The sequence below is a fragment of the Mesorhizobium sp. ORS 3428 genome, assembly GCF_001854785.1.
Classification (GTDB): Bacteria; Pseudomonadota; Alphaproteobacteria; order Rhizobiales; family Rhizobiaceae; genus Mesorhizobium.
Map to the genome: position 1 here is coordinate 91,465 of NZ_MDFL01000014.1, position 18,426 is coordinate 109,890.

Consider the following 18,426-nt stretch of genomic DNA (forward strand, 5'->3'; position numbering starts at 1 on the left):
CGAAAAGGCTCGATTGGCGGCGGCTGTCAGGCGGCGTTGCGCGTTTCCGAAATGATGCCGACAATATCGTTGACGACGGCTTCGACCAGCTGCGGATCGTCGCCTTCGGCCATGACGCGGATCAGCGGCTCGGTGCCGGAAGGCCGAATGACGAGCCGGCCGGCCTTGCCGAGCCGGTTGCGCGCATCCTCGATCGCCGCCTTGACCGGCGCCTCCTCCAGCGGCTTGCCGCCGGAGATGCGGACATTCTTCAGAAGCTGCGGTACCGGCTCGAACTTCTTCGACAGCTCGCTCACCGGCCGGTTCTGCCGCTTGATGCAGGCCAGCACCTGCAGCGCCGAAACTAGGCCGTCGCCGGTGGTCGAGAAATCGGAAAGCACGATGTGGCCGGACTGCTCGCCGCCGACATTCAGCCCGTGCGCGCGCATATGCTCGACGACATAGCGGTCGCCGACCTTGGTGCGGTGCAGCTGCAGCTTCATGTCGCCGAGGAAACGCTCGAGACCGAGATTGGACATCACGGTGGAGACCACGCCGCCGCCGGCCAGCCGCCCGCTCTGGTGCCAGGATTCTGCGATCAGCGCCATGATCTGGTCGCCGTCGATGATGTCACCGTTCTCGTCGACGATGACCACCCGGTCGGCGTCGCCGTCGAGCGCGATGCCGATGTCGGCGCGCACCTCGTGCACCTTCTTCTGCAGGCCCACCGGATGGGTCGAGCCGCATTCCTTGTTGATGTTGAAGCCGTTCGGCTCGACGTTGATTGCGACAACCTCGGCGCCGAGTTCCCACAGCGCCTCGGGCGCCACCTTGTAGGAGGCGCCGTTCGCGCAGTCGACGACGATCCGAAGCCCGGAAAGCGACATCGAGCGCGGCAGCGTGCGCTTGGCGAATTCGATGTAGCGGTCATGAACGCCATCGACGCGCTTGGCCCTGCCAAGCCCGTCGGAATCGGCAAGCGCAAGCTCGATGTCCTTGTCGAGCATGCCTTCGATGCGCTCCTCGATCTCGTCGGACAGCTTGTAGCCGTCGGGGCCGAACAGCTTGATGCCGTTGTCGTAGTAGGGGTTGTGCGAGGCCGAGATCATCACGCCGATGTCGGCGCGCAGCGAGCGCACCAGCATGGCCACAGCCGGCGTCGGAATCGGTCCGAGCAGGAACACGTCCATACCGGCGGCGCACAAGCCCGACACCATCGCATTCTCGATCATGTAGCCGGAAAGCCGCGTGTCCTTGCCGAGCACGACGCGGTGCCGATGATTGCCACGCTGGAACGAAAGCCCGGCGGCCATCCCGACCCTCATGGCCACCTCGGCGGTCATAGGAAATTTGTTGGCCCGTCCGCGGATGCCATCGGTGCCGAAATAGTGCCCTGCCATGTCTGCCAATGTCCCCGTCGGTTTTTCAGCCGCCCCTACTGCCACAATGGGGCCGCATCCGATCATCACATTTCGTGATTATATATTACCATTCCTTAGAAATTCATTGTCGCAGGCGGTCCAAGTGATTCGGCAGCCTACCACGATCTCGCACTATAGCCGCAATATACCAGCCAAGGCGAGCTTTTCCGCCGGATGCGGCTTGGAAAAACCTTGTTTGCACGAACAAATGCAAGCAATTCATCACCTTATCGGGAGGAACACACTTTGTGAGGGTATCCGCGCCGGAAGCATCTGGCGCAGTCCGAAGTTGAGAGCTATTGATTTCGTATAGGGACACCACCTGGCGGCAGCAAGGGAGAAAACGCCATGCTTATTCATAGACTTGCAACTCTGACGGGCCTCGCCGTCGCAGCCTTTTTCGTGGCGGCGCCGGCGAACGCGCTGACCATGGYCGAGTGCAGCACCAAGTATAACGCGGCCAAGGACGCGGGGACGTTGAACGGCCAGACCTGGAACCAGTTCCGCAAGGCGCAGTGCGRCAGCGACGCCTCCGCCGCAAYGGACACGAAGGCAGCAACCGACACCAAGGCGGCTGCCGAGACCAAGCCGGCCAAGAAGGCCAAGGATACCAATGCCGCGGCAGCCGACAGCTCAGCCAAGGGCCTCAGCGCGAAAGAGTGCAGCGCCAAGTACCAGGCCGCGAAGGCCGCAGGCACGCTGAACGGCATGAAGTGGAACGATTTCCGCAAGACCCAATGCGCGGCCGGCGCCACAGCCGCTGCCGCCGGCGGTTCCACGACCACGGCCAAGACAGCGACCTCCACCACCGCGCCGGCGGCTGCCTCCGGCAAGGGCCTGTCGATGGCCGAATGCAGCAGCAAATATCAGGCTGCGAAGACGGCCAACAAGCTCAACGGCATGAAGTGGAATGACTTCCGCAAGGCCGAATGCGGCGCCGCCGCTGCCGACGACGACACCGTGYCGGCTCCGACGGAAGCGACCTACACCAGCGAGCCGGCGAAGCCGACCGTCGCCGCCCCGAAGGGCGTGACCTTCCCGACGGCCATCTCGCCGAAATTCGCCAACGAGACCCCGGCCAAGGGCCGCATGCACACCTGCCTCGAGCAATACTACGCCAACAAGGACGCCAACACTCTCGGCGGCCTGAAGTGGATCCAAAAGGGCGGCGGCTTCTACAGCCTCTGCAACGCCAAGCTGAAGGGCTGATCTCTCCTTCAGTCGATCTGAACAAAGGCCCGCGCACCCCCAGTGCGCGGGCTTTTGCTGCCCATCGACCCGTTGGTCGAACCACGCCTGATCGGTTTTGCAGTATTCGCAGGCCCTCACCTGCCTGCCGGCATTCGCTCCCCGTATACCCGTATAGTGACGGAGAGAGGGCGCTCTCATCGACGATTTCGCCATCGCCACGGCGCAAGGAGGGAGCCGCGGGCGCCCCCTCTGCCCTGCCGGGCATCTCCCCGACATGGGGGGAGATTGACCGTCACGCTGGCTTTCGCCAATCGCAAACGATGCAAGTCACGGACTCTCCCACCCCCAAGCAAAACGCCGCGGCAGGACCGCGGCGTTTGTTGAGCAGTATCCGTTTTGAAGCTTACCCCTGCGGCTGCGGCTCCATGCCGCCTTCGGGCTCGGGGCCCTTCTTGCGGCGGCCGCCGGTGCCGGCCTTCGGCACGGYCGAGCCGCGGCTGGGCGGCGTGTCGTCGCCGAGGTCGCGGGCGGGCTTGTGGCCGGCGATCAGCTGCTTGATCTCGTCGCCGGTCAGCGTCTCATATTCGAGCAGACCCTCGGCGAGCGCGATCCAGTCCTTCTTCTTCTTGGTGAGCACGCTCTTCGCGGTCGAATAGGCGTCGTCGATCAGCCGGCGCACCTCGGCGTCGATGATCTGCGCCGTCTCTTCCGAGATGTTCTGCTGGCGCGCCACGGAATGGCCGAGAAAGACCTCTTCCTGGTTATCGCCATATGCGACATGGCCGAGCTTGTCGGRGAAGCCCCAGCGCGTCACCATGGYGCGCGCCAGCTTGGTCGCCTGCTCGATGTCGGAGGAGGCGCCGGAGGTGATATTCTCCTTGCCGAACTTGAACTCCTCTGCGACGCGGCCGCCCATCATGATCGCGAGCCGCGAGATCATGTATTTGTAGCTCATCGAATAGCGGTCGCCTTCCGGCAGCTGCATGACCATGCCGAGCGCGCGGCCGCGCGGAATGATGGTCGCCTTATGCAGCGGATCGGCGGTCGGCACGTTGAGCGCCAGGATGGCGTGGCCGGCCTCGTGATAGGCGGTCAGTTCCTTCTCGGCCTGCGTCATCGCCGACGAGCGGCGCTCCGCGCCCATCATGATCTTGTCCTTGGCGTCCTCGAACTCGGCCATGGTGACGAGCCGCTTGTTGYGGCGCGCCGCCATCAGCGCGGATTCGTTGACGAGGTTCATCAGGTCGGCGCCTGAGAAGCCGGGCGTTCCGCGCGCGATGACCTTGAGGTCGACATTGGGCGCCAGCGGCACATTGCGCACATGCACCTTGAGGATCTTCTCGCGGCCGACGATGTCGGGGTTCGGCACGACGACCTGGCGGTCGAAACGGCCGGGCCTGAGCAGCGCCGGGTCGAGCACGTCGGGCCGGTTGGTGGCGGCGATCAGGATGATGCTTTCGTTGGACTCGAAGCCGTCCATCTCGACCAGCAACTGGTTCAGCGTCTGCTCGCGCTCGTCATTGCCGCCGCCGAGGCCGGCGCCGCGATGACGGCCGACCGCGTCGATTTCGTCGATGAAGATGATGCAGGGCGCGTTCTTCTTGGCCTGGTCGAACATGTCGCGCACGCGGGACGCGCCGACGCCGACGAACATCTCGACGAAGTCCGAGCCCGAGATGGTGAAGAACGGCACATTGGCTTCGCCCGCGACCGAGCGCGCGAGCAGCGTTTTGCCGGTTCCCGGCGGGCCGACGAGCAGCACGCCGCGCGGGATCTTGCCGCCGAGCCGCTGGAACTTCTGCGGATCGCGGAGGAACTCGACGATCTCCTCCAGGTCCTCCTTGGCCTCATCGACGCCGGCGACGTCCTGGAAGGTGACGCGGCCATGCGCCTCCGTCAGCAGCTTCGCCTTCGACTTGCCGAAGCCCATGGCGCGRCCGGAACCGGACTGCATCTGGCGCATGAAGAAGATCCACACGCCGAGGATCAGGATCATCGGCAACCACGAGATCAGGTAGCCGAACAGCGAGTTTGAGCCGTCGGTTTCAGGCCGCGCGTTGATGGTGACGTTCTTGTCCTGCAGCCGCGAGACCAGCGAGGGATCGCCCGGCGAATAGGTCTGGAAGCCGTTGGCATTGTCCGTGTAGTTGCCCGAGATGCGGGCGCCGGCGATGGTCACGCTCTTGACCCGGCCGGCCGAGACATCCTGCAGGAACTGCGAATAGGCAATCTCGCTCGAGGCGCCGCGCGTCTGCGGCGTCTGGAAAAGATTGAAGAGAGCGATGAGCAGGACCGCTATGATCGCCCAGAGCGCGAGGTTGCGATAATTCGGATTCATCTATTGTCCTGTTGGTGTCCGCATGCGGACCCACGATGTGAAGGAAAGCTTGGGTTCTAACATAGGGAGAGCGCCTCCCCTTGCCAAGCATAACAGCACGGGTCGGTTAAGCTTTCGCCCATGCTCCGCTGCGATCATGGCCGTGAAAAGGCAGAGCCGGCAGCGGCGGCGCACCGATCAGCGCGGCGACCGCTGCGGCAGGCGGCAAATCGAAGGACGGGAGGAAGGTGGCGAAGGGCGACACCACCGGGACGATTGCCATCGGCGGCGGCGCCATGCCACCGCCAGCAAAATCAAGGCATTCGCCGTCGCGCCAGGCCGCGGGTTCGGCGGCAAGCGCCCTGCGCAGCAATCCTGCCGGCGCGCCGTCTTCTGCCGCAAGGCGTTTGGCGGCGACCGCCCCTAAGGGAGCGATCACCAAACCGCCCGATCTGTCGCTCAATGTGATCCGACGCCGACCGTCCCAAACGGCCTGGTCCTCGRCCGGAATGGCGGCGGGCAGGTTGCGGTCCTCGCGGCAAAGGAAGATACYGGTCCGCCGCGTGTCGACCACTGTCCGCGACAATGTGGCGCAAAGCGTGCCGGACCGCAGACGCTCGAACAGCGCCCGGCAGCGCGCCTCGTCGACCAGGAACGAAACGCCGCCGACCGTGGCGAGCAGGATGCGGAGCGCATAGATGCCGGCACCGCTGTCACCGCTGGCGGTGAAATCGCGGTCGAGGCGGATGAGGCCGGGACCCGGTTGGCCGGCGAAGGCGCCGATCAGCGTGGCCGCGCGCCGGCCGAGTTCCTGACGCTCCGCCGCAGCTTGATCGGTTCGCGCGATGGCCTCCTTGAACCGGCCTTCGCCATCGGTACCTGCAAGGGATGCGCGCACCCGCGGCCGCTCGAAACGCTGGTCGACATTGGTCGGATCCTCGATCCAGCCGATGCCGCGGCGCTTCAGCATCTCGCGCAATGCCGCGCGGCGCGTACCGAGCAGCGGCCGGGCGATCCATACCCGCCAATCGTAGAGCGTGGCGGGCGCCATGCCGGCGAGGCCGCGTCCCTCGCGCGCATCCTCGCGGGCCCCTTCGTCGCGCGCCTGCCGCATCAGCACCGTCTCCGCCTGGTCGTCGGCAGTGTGGCCGGTCAGGATCAGGCGGATACCTGCTTCTTCGGCCGCCTTTGCCAGCAGCCGATAGCGCGCCTCGCGCGCGGCGGCGGGCAGGCCGGTCGACGGCTTGCAGCCGGACCAGACGAGCGTGCGATGCGCAATGYCGTGCTCGGCGCAGAGGTTGTCCACGGCTCGTGTTTCCGCTGCCGAACCTGGCCTCAGGCCGTGATCGATCGTCACCGCAAGCAGCTTTGCCGCGGGCACGGTTCGGTCGAGATGATTTTTGAGAAGAAAGAGAAGGGCGGTCGAGTCGCTGCCGCCGGACACGGCCGCAACGGCGCCGTGGGAGAAGTCGAAGTCTGAGAAAAGGCGATCCGAAAGGTCAGCCCCGGTATCGAGCATCAGTGCATGTCGCCCAAACTTGGTCCCGGCTCCGGGACAACGACATGCAAGCTAGCACGATGCCAGTGCCTTTTCCTGCTTGATGCGTTCCTTCAGTGTGCCGGAGACATCCGGATAGCGCTTGYCGATCTCGTTGAAGGTGGCGCAGGCCACGTCGTTCTGCTTGAGGCCGACCAGCGAAACCCCGAGCTTGAGCAGCATGTCGGGCGCCTTCTTGGCCTTCGGATATTCCTTGCTGGCTGCGAGGAACACCTCCGCAGCGTCGCGGTATTTCTGCTGGCCGAGCAGCGACTCGCCCAGCCAGTAATGCGCGTCCGCCGCCTTCGCGTCCTTGGGGAAGCGGGAGATATGATCGCGGAAACCCTGCTCGGCAGTGSGGTAGTCGCCCGACAGGATGAATTGGTAGGAGTTGCGGTAGAGCTCGTCGGGATCGTTGGTCGAGGGCAGCGAGGCCATCACCGTGCCGCCGGACTTGCCCTTGCCGCTCTTGGCGCCGGTCTCGGCCGCGGGAGCGCTCGCGGTGGCGGTCGAGGGCGCCGCCGGCGTGCTCGCCTGCGGATCGGCCTCGGCATTGACGACATTGCCGTTCTTGTCGACCGTGATGGTGCCGAAGGTCTTCGGCGGCGCGCCGGTGATCACCTTTCCAGGGTCGCCGGTCTGCGACTCGACAATGACCTCGCCGACGGTCTTGCCGCCGCCCTGCGCGCCGGTGCCGGCCGGGGCTTTCGTCGCCGGGGCATCGGCGACGCTGGTATCGGCGCCGGCATCGCCAGCACCTGTGTTGCCATCCTGAGGCGCGGCCTCGGACTTCTTCTGGCCGGCAGGTCTACCACCCTGCGACCCGCCCTCGAGCTGCTGAAAGCGGAACTCGTTGTCTTCCTGCTGCTTTCGCATCTGCTCCTGCATTTGCAGGATCTGGAAATTGAGCTCCTCGATCTTGCCGTTCATCTGACGGAGTTGGTCTTCCAGACCGGTCGCGCCGGCGCTGTCCTGCTGCGCCATCTGGGCCTGCTCCGGCTTCTTCTTGTCGCCGAAGATGCCGAGCGTCGGCAGATGGAAGGTGAATCCRCTGTCCGAGGATTGCCCGCTGCTGTTCGCCGGCGCGGCGACGCTCGCGATGCTTGATACGAGCAGCAGCGCAAGCGTGCCGCTCAGGACCGTTCTGAAATGCATTTATGTCTCTCGCCGTGAAAACTGTTGGCCTGATGCGCCTTTCCAAATCGGAAGGGAGGAAGCGCCCCCGCGCTCATAGCAGGACGCGAGACTTCGGCCAAATTTTGTTTCACCCTGTTGCAGACGAAAAAGGCGGCCCTGGGGCCGCCTTTCGTTCCGCAATGTTGTATTTTTGCCGCCCACAGCGCCGCGCGTCGCCAGACGCGCAAAGGACGCTGTGGCGCTTATGGTCCCTTCCGAAAATCGGTACCGATTTTCGGCGCGGCGCGTCAGGAGCCGGCRCCGGAGAGCGTCGTGACGGCGCGGCGGTTCTGCGACCAGCACGAGATGTCGTCGCAGACCGCGACCGGGCGCTCCTTGCCGTAGGAGATCGTCTTCAGGCGGTTGGCCGCGACGCCCTTGGAAACCAGGAAGTCGCGGGTAGCGGCGGCGCGGCGGGCGCCCAGCGCCAGATTGTATTCACGCGTGCCGCGCTCGTCCGCATGGCCTTCGATGACGATGGCATACTGTCGGTACTGGTTGAGCCACTGCGCCTGGCGCGCCAGCGTGGTCTGCGCGTCGGCGCGGATCGCCGAGGAGTCGGTATCGAAGAAGATGCGGTCGCCGATATTGACGGTGAAGTCCTGCGCCGAGCCAGGCGWGGCGGCGCCGGCGCCATTGAGGCCGAGATCGGCCGCGCTGTTCGGGGTCTTCTTCGAGGCRCAACCCGTAATGGCGAGTGCCGCCACCAACGCGATCATCGCGGGATTTCTGGTAAGTGCTGCGATACGGCCCATGCCGCCCTCTCCTTCGCATTCGAGTGATTTCGTTGATCACCCAGTAACCACGTTTGGGTTAACCGCGGTTCAAGAAACACAGTTAATATTTGGTTTCGGCCGCCGTCCTCGGCCATTCCGACAAGCGCCCAAGATGCGCGCGGACCGTAGGCGGAAATGCGRCCAAAACGCGACCAAGCCGCGAAAAGGCGGGATCTCGGCCCGGCTTCTTCAGTTCYTCAATTCCTCAGTTCCCCAATTCCTCTTACTCCAGCAACGGCGACCAGGCCGGATCCGAGGCGAAGTTCGACGTCGGGATCTGTTGCTCGTTGCGGCCGGYGAGATCGACGGTGACGAGCTTCGGCCCGCCGGCGGAGTCGCGGAAGAACATCAGCACGCGGCCGTTCGGCGCCCAGGTCGGTCCTTCCTGCTGGAAGCCGGAGGAAAGGATGCGCTCGCCCGAGCCGTCGGTGCRCATGACGCCGATCTGGAACTCGCCGCCGGTCTGCTTGGTGAAGGCGATGAGGTCGCCGCGCGGCGACCATACCGGCGTCGAATAGACGCCGTCGCCGAAGGAGATGCGGGTCTGGCCCGAGCCGTCGGCGCCCATCACATAGATCTGCGCGCGGCCGCCGCGGTCGGAGGTGAACACGATCTTGCTGCCGTCGGGAGAATAGGACGGCGAGGTGTCGATCGCGGTCGAATTGGTGAGCCGGGTGGTCGAGCGGCTCCTCAGGTCCATGGCGAAGATGTTCGAATTGCCGTCGTCGCGCAGCAGGCTCATGATCACCTTCTGGCCGTCGGGCGAGAAGCGCGGCGCGAACGTCATGCCGGGGAAATTGCCGACCAGTTCGCRCTGCCCGGTCTCGATCTGCAGCAGGTAGACCTTCGGCTGCCCGCTCTCATAGGACATATAGGTGATTTCCTGCCGGTTCGGCGAGAAGCGCGGCGTCAGCACGATCGAGCGGCCGTCCGACAGGTAGCGCACATTGGCGCCGTCCTGGTCCATGATGGCGAGGCGCTTCTTGCGACCGTTCTTGGGGCCCGATTCGTCGACGAAGACGACGCGCGTGTCGAAATAGCCCTTTTCGCCGGTGAGCCGCTCATAAATCGCGTCGGCGATGATATGGGCGACGCGCCTTGTGTTGGCGTCGTTGGCAAAGAACTGCTCGCCCGACATCTGCTGGCCGGCAAAAGTGTCCCACAGCCGGTACTGGGCGCGGATGCGGCCGTCGGCCTCCTTGCCGACGCTGCCCGTGACCAGCGCCTGCGCATTGATCACCTTCCAGTCTTCGAAGCGCGGCGTGGCATCCGGGCTCGAGATCTTTTCGATGAAGGCGCTCTTGTCGATCGGCGCGAACAGGCCCGACCGCTTGAGGTCGGCCGTGACGATTTCCGTGATCTGGGCGCCAAGCGCATCGCCGGACTTGAAATCCGTGATGGCGATCGGCAGCGGYTCGACATTGCCCTTATTGACATTGAGCTCGACGAGGGYCCAGGCCGGCAGGGTGGTGCCGGCCGTCATGCCCAGCGCCATGGCTGCAATCGTCAGGAGCGGCTTGAGGAAAGAWCTCATGTCTTCTCGCTTCTCTTCTTTGATGGTTCAGACGCCGGGCTTAGAGGCCAAGCATCTCCCTTGGATCGAAGGTGACCCGGATGTCATTCCAGATATCCTGCTTGCCGGCAGGAACCTGCAGGCCGGCCACATCGCATTTTTGAACTGCGCGGACGGCGCTTTCATCGAACTGCCTGTTACCRCTCGACTTCTCGACAGACGGGCGGCCGTCGAGCTTGCCGTTGGTGTCGAGATTGAACCGAACCACAACGACGAAATTCTCCGAACCTTCCAAGCCGACAGGCAGGGTCCAGCAGCCGCCGAGCTGAGCCTCAAGGGCTCCCTGCTCCGACTTCGACAGCTTCTGGCCCTGGTCCTTGTTGCCGCCGAGCGATGCCTGCTGCGTCGAGCGCTTGGCGCYGCCGCCGGATGGCTTCTGCTTGTCGAGCAGCGCGGAAATCTCGTCGGCGTTGAACTGCTTCTCATCCGACTTCGGCTTCGAGGAGGCCTCCTTGACCGGCTTTTCCGCATCCTTGCGGTCCGGCGCCTTGGCGCTCTCGGCCTGCGCCGGCTGCGGCTTTGGCCGCGCCTCCGGCGCCGGAGCAGAATCCGGAAGCTTGGCCTCTTCGGTCGGCTGTTCCTTGGCGATCGCCTGGGCGACGGCGTCAGGCTTCACCTCTTCCTTCGGCTGGATGGCAGCGGTCGTGTCCTTCGGCGGTGTCGGAGCCGGCTCCTTGGCCGGTGTCGGCTTGGGCTCCGTCTGCTTGACCGGCTGGGGCTTGACCTCTTCCTTCGGCGTCGGGGTCGGCGCCACTTCGGTGGCCGGCACCGGCTTCGGTTTTTCCTGCGGCTTCGGCACGTCCTCGACAGCCGGCTTCTCGGTCGGAGTCGGTGCCGGCGGTGGCGCCGATGTCTTTTCGACCGGCTTCGGCTTTGCCTCGTCCGTCACCGGCTTGTCGGTATCGACGCTGTTTTCGCCAACCTTCTGAGCATCGGGAACGATATCCGGACGCTTCGTCGGAACGGGCGCCGGCTTCTCATGCATGACGGCTTTCTTGTCGCCTTGCAGCGACTGCGCGATGGCCTCCATCGGCACGATGTCGACCGCCACCGACTCCACGTCGGCGGCTGGCATCGCGGGCGGCGACGACAGCGTGAACAGTCCGAAGGCCAGCACGACCGCATGCAAGATCACCGATGTGGTGAGACCCGTGCGCATCTTGGTGTCTACTGGTCCTGTTCCTGCAGCGAGATCAGGCCGATGTTCTTGTAGCCGGCAGCCTGGATGAGGCCCATCACCTTCATCGCGGCACCGTAATTGGTAGCCTTGTCGCCGCGGATGAAGATGCGCTCGTCATAGCCGGTCTTCGAGATCGCCTGCAGCTTCGCCACCAGCTCGTCGACCGGGATCTCGGTTTCCTGCAGGTGAATCTCGCCGGAGGCGCCGATCGAGATGATGATCGGCTGCGTGTCGACATTCAGCGCCTTGGCTTTGGTCTCCGGCAGGTCGACCGGAACGCCTACGGTCAAGAGCGGCGCCGCGACCATGAAGATGATCAAAAGCACCAGCATCACGTCGACCATCGGCGTGACGTTGATTTCCGACATCAGGCCATGATGGCGCCCACGCCGCCTGTGGCCGCGTCCGCCCCGCCCTATGCCACCTGCGCTAGCAGCAGACATCCCCATGATCGTACCTCAGGCCTTCTGCGCGACTTTTTCATCGATTTGGCGCGAGAGTATGGCGGAGAACTCGTCCGAGAACCCTTCCATGCGCACCGCGAGTTTGTTCGCGTCCGATGACAGCTTGTTGTAGGCGATGACGGCGGGGATGGCCGCGAGCAGGCCGATCGCGGTCGCGAGCAGCGCCTCCGCGATGCCGGGCGCCACCACCGAGAGGCTGGTGTTCTTCGAGGCGGCGATCGCCTGGAAGGAGGTCATGATGCCGATGACGGTGCCGAACAGGCCGATGAAGGGCGCGGCCGAACCAGTGGTGGCGAGGAAGCCGAGACGGCCCTCCAGCCTTTCCATCTCGCGGGTGAGCGCCAGATCCATCRCCTTGTCGATGCGCGTCTGCAAAGCCAGCGGCGATTTCGCGCCCTTCTCGAAGCTCTTTTTCCATTCGCGCATGGCGGCGACGAAGATCGCGCCCATGCCGGTGGTCTTGCGGTCGGACAGCGTGCGATAGAGTTCCTCTAGCGACTGTCCCGACCAGAACACCTGCTCGAAGCGGTTCAGTGCCAGCCRCATGCGGCTGTAGGCGACGAGCTTGTCGATGATGATCGCCCAGGTCCAGATTGAGGCGCAGAGCAGGCCGATCATGACCAGCTTGACCACCCAGCTGGCCTGCATGAACAGGGCCCATATCGACAAATGCGCGCCCGGTTCGGYGAGTGCGATGTTTTCCATGACTACGTCCTTAAGAATTTTCCGGGCATCGCTGGCGGCTCGCCCATGGGCATCCCTCTGGTCCGATCGCGCGAAGCTTGAAGCTTGCGGGACAAGCCCCGAATGCACCGTTTCGCGGCCTTTTCGGGGCAAATATTGGTGAAAGGAAGGCGCACGAATTGCGCCAATCTTCACCAATTCCTTCATGAACCGTTATGGTTAAGGATGGGTTAGGATATGAAGCGCGGCGCATTGCCGCGCCCACCCCCCGGCGCCACGCCTGGACGTGGCCGGTTAATGCCCTAAGCCGAAGCCGGCTGGAGGTGAAATCAACCGCTCGCCTTCGGCATGAAAGCGGCRATCCATTCCTTCGGAAATCTGCGCGGCCGGCCGTTCTCGCCGATGATCRCCGCCTCGACCTTCGCCTCGACCAGCACCTCGCCGCCGCGCTTCAGCTGCTGCGCCATGAAGATGCGAGCGCCGGAAATATCCTCTGWGCGCGTGTCGATGGTGAGGATGTCATCCATGCGCGCCGGCGAGCGGAAGTCGATCTCCATGCGCCGTACAACCCAGACGATGCGCTCGCCATGCTTGCCGTCAGCAAGTTCGGTATGATGAACGCCGGCAAGCCGAAGATAGTCCGAGCGGCCGCGCTCGAAGAATTCGAGATAGCGCGCGTGGTAGACGACGCCGGAGAAATCGGTGTCGGCATAGTAGACGCGAGCCATCAGGCGATGGCCGAAATCCGTCAGCGTCCCGGAAAGCCCGGCGCTGAATGTCGCCGATTCACCATGATCGTCCATCGCGCTTTCCTTTTCAGGCCCGAGCGGCACCTCAAGCCCGCGGGCTTTCATGCATGTCGCCCAAGACCGCTGCACACTTTGGGCGACACGCATAGCCGCGGCCCGGGAACCGGATGGCACTGTTGGGCGAGATGATCAAGACCTTGACGGCGGCGCTGCTGGCGCCTGACGCCATGATCAACCGCGCCGGGCTGAAGGTGATCGTACCTGCACCTCATCCCGTGCGGCGGCAACCGCCAGATCGGGACGAGTGAGTTGATGGACGGTTCCGCTATGGCGATGCCTCCGGCGGCGACAAGGCAGGGCCCAATGCGATGGATATGATCCGGTTACTTCGGCCAAGGCAGTCCTGCCTTGGCCTGGTCAGGCCGAGCCGAGATCGATCTGCACGATCTCCGGCGGCATGYCGAAGCGCACCGGCATGATGCTGAAGCCGAGCCCGCCCGAAACAATCAGGTTGCGGTCGTTCTCAACGACATGGCCATAGGCGTATCGGTTGCCGAAGTCGGACGGCACGACCGGCGAATAGCCGAACAGCCGCACCTGTCCGCCATGGGTGTGGCCGGACAGCGTCAGCGAAACCCGCCGAGGCACTTTCGGAAAAATATCGGGCTCATGCGCGAGCAGGATGATCGGTTCGCTGCCTTGCACCTTGGCCAGCGTGCCGTCGAGATCGTCCAGGCCCTTGAAGCCGTGGCGACCCAGGGCTCTGCTCGGCCGGATTGCCAGCTGGTCCGCAAGTCCGGCAACCCAGAAGCCATGTCCGTCTTTCTCCAGCCGCATGACGTCGTTTTCCAGCACCGGGATGCCGACACCCTCCAGTGCCTTGCGCGCGACCGTCGGCCCGACCTCGGCCCGTTGCGCGGCATGGTCGTGCCACCAGTCGTGATTGCCGAGGATTGAGAGCACGCCGAGCGGCGCCCTCAGTCCAGAAAGGGCGGAGGCCCAATCAGGCGCGGACACATCGGCGGTCACCAGGCGCATGCCGTCGACATAGTCGCCAAGCAGCACGATCAGGTCTGGCTGCAATGCATTCGTCTTTTCGACCAGGGAGGCGATGCGCTCCGGCGTCATCCAGGGACGGCAGGYATGGACGTCGGCCAACGCAGCGACRCGCAGCTTGAGGCCTGCCGGCCAGTGGGGTGGCGTGAGGGAATAGCGTTTCACATGGGTGAGCAGCATCGGCTCAATGCCGACCGCATAGGCGCTCAACGACACCATGGACAGGAACGAGCCGCCGACGAGGCGCAGAAAGCTACGTCTGGTGATCATCGGTCAGCCCCGGCCCCTGGGAATGCTCAAGCTTGCCTTAGAGGCCGCAATTGCGCCTTCAGCTTGGCGGAGCCAAGGAGATTTTGCGCAGGAAGGGTCTTTCAAGCGCGTCCGACGAACAAATGTCCGTTACTCTTCCTGGAACAGGCTGATCTGCTGCTGCACGAGGTCTCTCGGCGGATCCAGGCCGAGATGGCGCCAGGCATTGGCGGTCAGCACGCGGCCGCGCGGCGTGCGCTGGATGAAACCCTGCTGGATGAGATAGGGCTCGATGATGTCCTCGATGGCGTCGCGCGGCTCGGAGAGGCCTGCCGCGATGGTTTCGATACCGACCGGGCCGCCGCCGAAATTGCGGGCGATCATGGAAAGGTAGCGGCGGTCGAGCGCATCGAGGCCGAGCGCATCGACCTCCAGCCTGGTGAGCGCCTCGTCGGCGATGTGCTTGTCGACATGGCCGTCCCCGGCGACGGAGGCGAAATCGCGCACTCGGCGCAACAGCCGGCCGGCGATGCGGGGCGTGCCGCGGGCGCGGCGTGCGATCTCCAGCGCGCCATCGTCGCCAAGTGGCATTTGGAGGATGCGTGCGCCGCGGCGCACAATCTGCTCCAGTTCCTCGACGCTGTAGAAATTGAGCCTGACCGGGATGCCGAAACGGTCGCGCAAAGGATTGGTCAGGAGTCCGAGGCGCGTCGTGGCGGCAACCAGCGTGAAGCGGGCGAGGTCGATCTTGACCGAGCGCGCCGCCGGCCCCTCGCCGATGATCAGATCGAGCTGGAAATCCTCCATCGCCGGGTAGAGGATTTCCTCCACCGCCGGATTGAGCCGGTGGATCTCGTCGATGAAGAGCACGTCGCGCTCTTCGAGGTTGGTGAGCAGCGCCGCGAGATCGCCGGCCTTGGCAACGACCGGTCCCGAAGTCGAGCGGAAATTAACGCCGAGCTCGCGCGCCATGATCTGCGCCAGCGTCGTCTTGCCGAGCCCCGGCGGACCGACGAATAGCACATGGTCGAGCGCCTCGCCGCGGCTCTTGGCGGCATCAACGAAGACCTTGAGGTTGGCACGCGCCGCCGCCTGGCCRACGAACTCGTCGAGCGTCTGCGGCCGCAGCGTCTGGTCGGCGTCCTCGCCGCGCTTGTCGGGGGCAATGAGGCGGGGCGATAGGCTCATGCCGCGTTCCTCGCATATGGCTTATGGCAGGACAAGCGCTGCCTCACCGTGCCAGCTCCTTCAGCCCAAAGCGGATAAGCTTCGACGCATCGGCGCCCTCGCCGGCCGACTTCAGCGCCGCCGCCACCGCATTGGCGGCGATGTCGCGCGAATAGCCGAGATTGACCAGCGCCGAGACCGCATCGGTGATGGGTGCTGCCGCCAYGCCCTCGCCAAGCTCCTGCTTGAGGGCAATCGTGCCGTTGGCAGCGCCGGCATAGGCCGGCGCCTTGTTCTTCAGCTCCGTCACGATGCGCTCGGCCACCTTCTTGCCGACGCCGGGCGCGCGGGAAACCATGGCGATGTCGCGCAGCGCAATGGCATTGGCGAGATCTGCCGGCGCCAGCGTCGACAGCACCGCCAGCGCCACCTTGGCGCCGACGCCCTGCACATTGTTCATCAGGAGGCGGAACCATTCGCGCTCGAGCGCCGTCTGGAAGCCGTAGAGCCGGATCATATCCTCGCGCACATAGGTCTCGATGAACAGCACCACCGCCTCGCCGGGCCCCGGCAGCGATGCCAGCGTGCGCGCCGAGCAGTAGGCGACATAGCCGACGCCGTGCACGTCGACGACGCAGGAGTCTTCGTCGATCTCGTCCAGCGTGCCTTTCAGCTTGCCGATCATGTCCTGGCTCTCATGGGTGCGTTTCCGGAGAGATGATTTCGAGGTCGGGAAAATAGCTGCGGTAGCGAGCTGGGTCGCGTGTCAAAAGACGGTGCCCGGCAACGGTCGCATGAGCGCCGATGAAAAAGTCGGGCGGCGTCCTTTCCCGAACGCCGCCGGCGCGGCGGTAACGGGAATGCGCTGCTCCGGCCACAAACGCCGCCTCCCACGGCACAAGTTCGCGATCGATCTTGAGCATGTCCGTCGCTCTTCTAAGCTGCGCCTCTGTCGCGATCAGCGGCGCCAGCTCGGACCAGACGATCGTGTTGACCACCAACGCGCCTTCGCGCCGACAGGAGGCGAGGGTCTTGGCCGACCATTCCGTCGACAGCCCGACCGGGCCCCAGACGTCGATCAGCACATTCGTGTCAACCAACGTCGAGATCTTCACGCGGGCCCCTCAACCACTCCATGTATTCGTCGGTTGTCATGCCACCCAGATCCAGCGTCCCCTCCATTTTATCGAGGACCTCCCTGAATTTGCGGGAGACTTCCTCCTCGGACAGGTTTTTGTTGACGGCGATAATACGCGCGCCCTCGTCGGTCGCCACGAACTCCACCTCCGAGCCCGGCCCGATACCCAGGTGATCTCTTATCTGTTTGGGGATTGTGACTTGCCCCTTGGTGGTCACACGCATGGTAATACCTCGAAAGTATTACTTATCGTGCCGGCCGGAACAAGTCAAGAACATCGCTATCCGRCAATCGCCATCCGGTAAGCGGCGCTCTGCCGGTGATGTGCGTGGCAGATGGCGATGGYCAGAGCATCGGCGGCATCGTCGCTTTCGAAAATCGCCTTCGGCATCAGCACCTTCACCATCATGTGGATTTGCTTCTTCTCGCCGTGGCCGACGCCGATCACCGCTTTCTTGACCGCGTTGGGGGCATATTCGGCCACCACCAGCCCGGCGCGTGCCGGCACCAGCATGGCGATGCCGCGCGCCTGGCCGAGCTTCAGCGTCGCCGTCGCGTCCTTGTTGACGAAGGTCTGCTCGACAGCCGCCTCGTGCGGCATGGCCTGATGCAGCACCTCGGCCAGCCCGTCATGCAACTGGCAAAGCCGCGTCGCGAGCGGCGCCTTGTCGTCGGAGCGCACGGTGCCGGAAGAGACGAAGCGCAGCGAATTGCCGAGGCTGTCGACGATGCCCCAGCCGGTGCGCCTCAGTCCCGGATCAATGCCGATGATGCGAATCGTTTCCACCATGCGCCAAGTCTAGCTTCGACACATGGGGATGCCAGCGAAATGTGAACAAACCAGAAACGGCCACACAGGGACAGGCAGCTTCAGAATTTGGTCTGATGAGTCATATAGCGTCGTTTTCGAGAACCGGAGCGGAGCGTGCTCAACTACGTGAGCACCGGAAGCGCAGAAAACGGCGCTAGATGGCCATCGGAGCGAATTGTCAAGCGGCCTGTCAGCCGCGCGCGAAGGCCGTGTTCAGCAGACTGATCTGGTCGGAAACCGGATTGGCGCGCCGGCCAGCGGCCAGCACGTCGCTCATGGCGCCGCCGCCATAGATTTCCTCGTCCATGCGCCRCACCAGCGCCTGCAGGCGAAGCGACCGCGTGACGAGGTCCAGAAACTCCTTCGGCAATTCGTTCCAGCCGAGCGCTTCGTCATGCGCCGAAGCGGTGTCGAGCCGCACCTTGGATTTCTCCGAGGCGACCTGGTCGCGGGTCATCTCGCCGGAATTCGCCGCCCGCTGCAGCAGCAGCCAGGAAGCGACCTGCATCAGCCTGGTGGTCAGCCGCATCGATTCGGCTGCATAGAGCGTCGCTGCCGTGCRCGACAGCTTCTTGGCCTCGAGCCTGCCCTTGCCGTCGAGATATTCTGCCGCCTGCTCGACCAGGCCCATGCCTTCCTGATAGAGCGGCTTGAAGGATTGGGAGAAAACCCGGCGCTCCGCCAACTTGATGGTTTTCGCGCTCCCCTTCGAAGGCTCGTTCATCGATACGCCCCTGCACTGCCGCAAGCCGATTCGGCATCCTTGCCGATACAGCCTGCCCCTTAAACGACTGAGGCTTGAAAATGCGCTTCGACGCCCGCGAAGGCAAGCGCATGTTTAACAAACGGTTAACGCCGGGGTGCCCGTTGCCTTGCTTTGGCGGACAAAAAAAGAGCCGCGGATAAGGCGGCTCTCAGGAGTTTAACAGGGAGGCGTCAAACAAAGTGGCTCCAACCA

General features: G+C 64.3%; 19 protein-coding genes. 2 read left to right on the plus strand and 17 right to left on the minus strand.

The window, feature by feature from the left end:
• Positions 1-26: 26 nt before the first annotated feature.
• Positions 27-1,379: a phosphoglucosamine mutase gene (gene glmM / locus ORS3428_RS04335; protein ID WP_071094921.1), complete on the minus strand. Its 1,353-nt coding sequence runs from the start codon at positions 1,377-1,379 to the stop codon at positions 27-29.
• A gap of 369 nt (positions 1,380-1,748) precedes the next feature.
• Between glmM and ORS3428_RS04340 the strand changes: the two genes are divergently transcribed.
• Positions 1,749-2,609 carry a hypothetical protein gene (locus ORS3428_RS04340; protein ID WP_071094923.1) on the plus strand — a complete coding sequence of 287 codons (861 nt, stop codon included), beginning with the start codon at positions 1,749-1,751 and terminating at the stop codon, positions 2,607-2,609.
• A gap of 385 nt (positions 2,610-2,994) precedes the next feature.
• Here ORS3428_RS04340 and ftsH read toward each other — a convergent pair whose 3' ends face one another.
• The 9 genes from ftsH to ybgC form a co-directional block, all read right to left on the minus strand.
• Positions 2,995-4,929, minus strand: a complete 1,935-nt coding sequence (ftsH, locus tag ORS3428_RS04345) for an ATP-dependent zinc metalloprotease FtsH (RefSeq protein ID WP_071094925.1) — start codon at positions 4,927-4,929, stop codon at positions 2,995-2,997.
• A gap of 106 nt (positions 4,930-5,035) precedes the next feature.
• Entirely contained in the window at positions 5,036-6,427 is a 1,392-nt protein-coding gene (gene tilS / locus ORS3428_RS04350) for a tRNA lysidine(34) synthetase TilS (protein ID WP_071094928.1), read from the minus strand.
• Between the two features lie 51 nt (positions 6,428-6,478).
• Positions 6,479-7,600: a tol-pal system protein YbgF gene (ybgF, locus tag ORS3428_RS04355; protein ID WP_071094930.1), complete on the minus strand. Its 1,122-nt coding sequence runs from the start codon at positions 7,598-7,600 to the stop codon at positions 6,479-6,481.
• A 269-nt stretch (positions 7,601-7,869) separates the two neighbouring features.
• Positions 7,870-8,376, minus strand: a complete 507-nt coding sequence (pal, locus tag ORS3428_RS04360) for a peptidoglycan-associated lipoprotein Pal (RefSeq protein WP_071094932.1) — start codon at positions 8,374-8,376, stop codon at positions 7,870-7,872.
• 244 nt (positions 8,377-8,620) lie between these two features.
• The gene (gene tolB, locus ORS3428_RS04365) at positions 8,621-9,892 is read right to left on the minus strand and encodes a Tol-Pal system beta propeller repeat protein TolB (RefSeq protein ID WP_244507855.1); all 1,272 of its coding nucleotides are present in this window, start codon (positions 9,890-9,892) and stop codon (positions 8,621-8,623) included.
• 79 nt (positions 9,893-9,971) lie between these two features.
• Entirely contained in the window at positions 9,972-11,129 is a 1,158-nt protein-coding gene (locus tag ORS3428_RS04370) for a cell envelope integrity protein TolA (RefSeq protein WP_071094936.1), read from the minus strand.
• An 8-nt stretch (positions 11,130-11,137) separates the two neighbouring features.
• Positions 11,138-11,599, minus strand: coding sequence for a protein TolR (gene tolR, locus ORS3428_RS04375; protein ID WP_071094939.1), 462 nt, complete (start codon positions 11,597-11,599; stop codon positions 11,138-11,140).
• Positions 11,600-11,608: 9 nt separating this feature from the next.
• Entirely contained in the window at positions 11,609-12,319 is a 711-nt protein-coding gene (tolQ, locus tag ORS3428_RS04380; RefSeq protein ID WP_071094941.1) for a protein TolQ, read from the minus strand.
• Positions 12,320-12,627: 308 nt separating this feature from the next.
• Positions 12,628-13,101 (minus strand): tol-pal system-associated acyl-CoA thioesterase, encoded by a 474-nt coding sequence (ybgC, locus tag ORS3428_RS04385; protein ID WP_071095127.1) that lies wholly within the window; start codon positions 13,099-13,101, stop codon positions 12,628-12,630.
• A 122-nt stretch (positions 13,102-13,223) separates the two neighbouring features.
• On the opposite strand from ybgC, the gene ORS3428_RS34190 reads away from it, so the two are divergent.
• A complete protein-coding gene (locus ORS3428_RS34190; protein WP_274534781.1) occupies positions 13,224-13,355 on the plus strand; it encodes a hypothetical protein in 132 nt (43 codons plus the stop codon).
• 109 nt (positions 13,356-13,464) lie between these two features.
• Here ORS3428_RS34190 and ORS3428_RS04390 read toward each other — a convergent pair whose 3' ends face one another.
• The 7 genes from ORS3428_RS04390 to rcdA all read right to left on the minus strand — a co-directional run bounded on the left by ORS3428_RS04390 (position 13,465) and on the right by rcdA (position 18,192).
• Positions 13,465-14,373, minus strand: a complete 909-nt coding sequence (locus ORS3428_RS04390) for a metallophosphoesterase (RefSeq protein WP_071094943.1) — start codon at positions 14,371-14,373, stop codon at positions 13,465-13,467.
• Positions 14,374-14,502: 129 nt separating this feature from the next.
• On the minus strand, positions 14,503-15,540 hold the full coding sequence (ruvB, locus tag ORS3428_RS04395) for a Holliday junction branch migration DNA helicase RuvB (protein WP_071094945.1): 1,038 nt from the start codon (positions 15,538-15,540) through the stop codon (positions 14,503-14,505).
• Between the two features lie 43 nt (positions 15,541-15,583).
• Positions 15,584-16,204, minus strand: coding sequence for a Holliday junction branch migration protein RuvA (gene ruvA, locus ORS3428_RS04400; protein ID WP_071094947.1), 621 nt, complete (start codon positions 16,202-16,204; stop codon positions 15,584-15,586).
• A 10-nt stretch (positions 16,205-16,214) separates the two neighbouring features.
• Positions 16,215-16,634: a type II toxin-antitoxin system VapC family toxin gene (locus tag ORS3428_RS04405; protein ID WP_071094949.1), complete on the minus strand. Its 420-nt coding sequence runs from the start codon at positions 16,632-16,634 to the stop codon at positions 16,215-16,217.
• A complete protein-coding gene (locus ORS3428_RS04410; RefSeq protein WP_071094951.1) occupies positions 16,612-16,881 on the minus strand; it encodes an AbrB/MazE/SpoVT family DNA-binding domain-containing protein in 270 nt (89 codons plus the stop codon). The genes ORS3428_RS04405 and ORS3428_RS04410 overlap by 23 nt, the downstream gene beginning before the upstream one ends.
• A 56-nt stretch (positions 16,882-16,937) precedes the next feature.
• A complete protein-coding gene (ruvC, locus tag ORS3428_RS04415; protein ID WP_071094954.1) occupies positions 16,938-17,447 on the minus strand; it encodes a crossover junction endodeoxyribonuclease RuvC in 510 nt (169 codons plus the stop codon).
• Positions 17,448-17,658: 211 nt separating this feature from the next.
• Positions 17,659-18,192, minus strand: coding sequence for a protease adaptor protein RcdA (rcdA, locus tag ORS3428_RS04420; RefSeq protein ID WP_071094956.1), 534 nt, complete (start codon positions 18,190-18,192; stop codon positions 17,659-17,661).
• Positions 18,193-18,426 lie beyond the last annotated feature (234 nt).

Excerpts from the sequence above, each read along its gene's own strand:
- glmM (WP_071094921.1), bottom strand. The coding sequence starts at position 1,379 with ATGGCAGGGCACTATTTCGGCACCGATGGCATCCGCGGACGGGCCAAC.
- tolR (WP_071094939.1), bottom strand. The coding sequence starts at position 11,599 with ATGGGGATGTCTGCTGCTAGCGCAGGTGGCATAGGGCGGGGCGGACGC.
- ORS3428_RS04410 (WP_071094951.1), bottom strand. The coding sequence starts at position 16,881 with ATGCGTGTGACCACCAAGGGGCAAGTCACAATCCCCAAACAGATAAGA.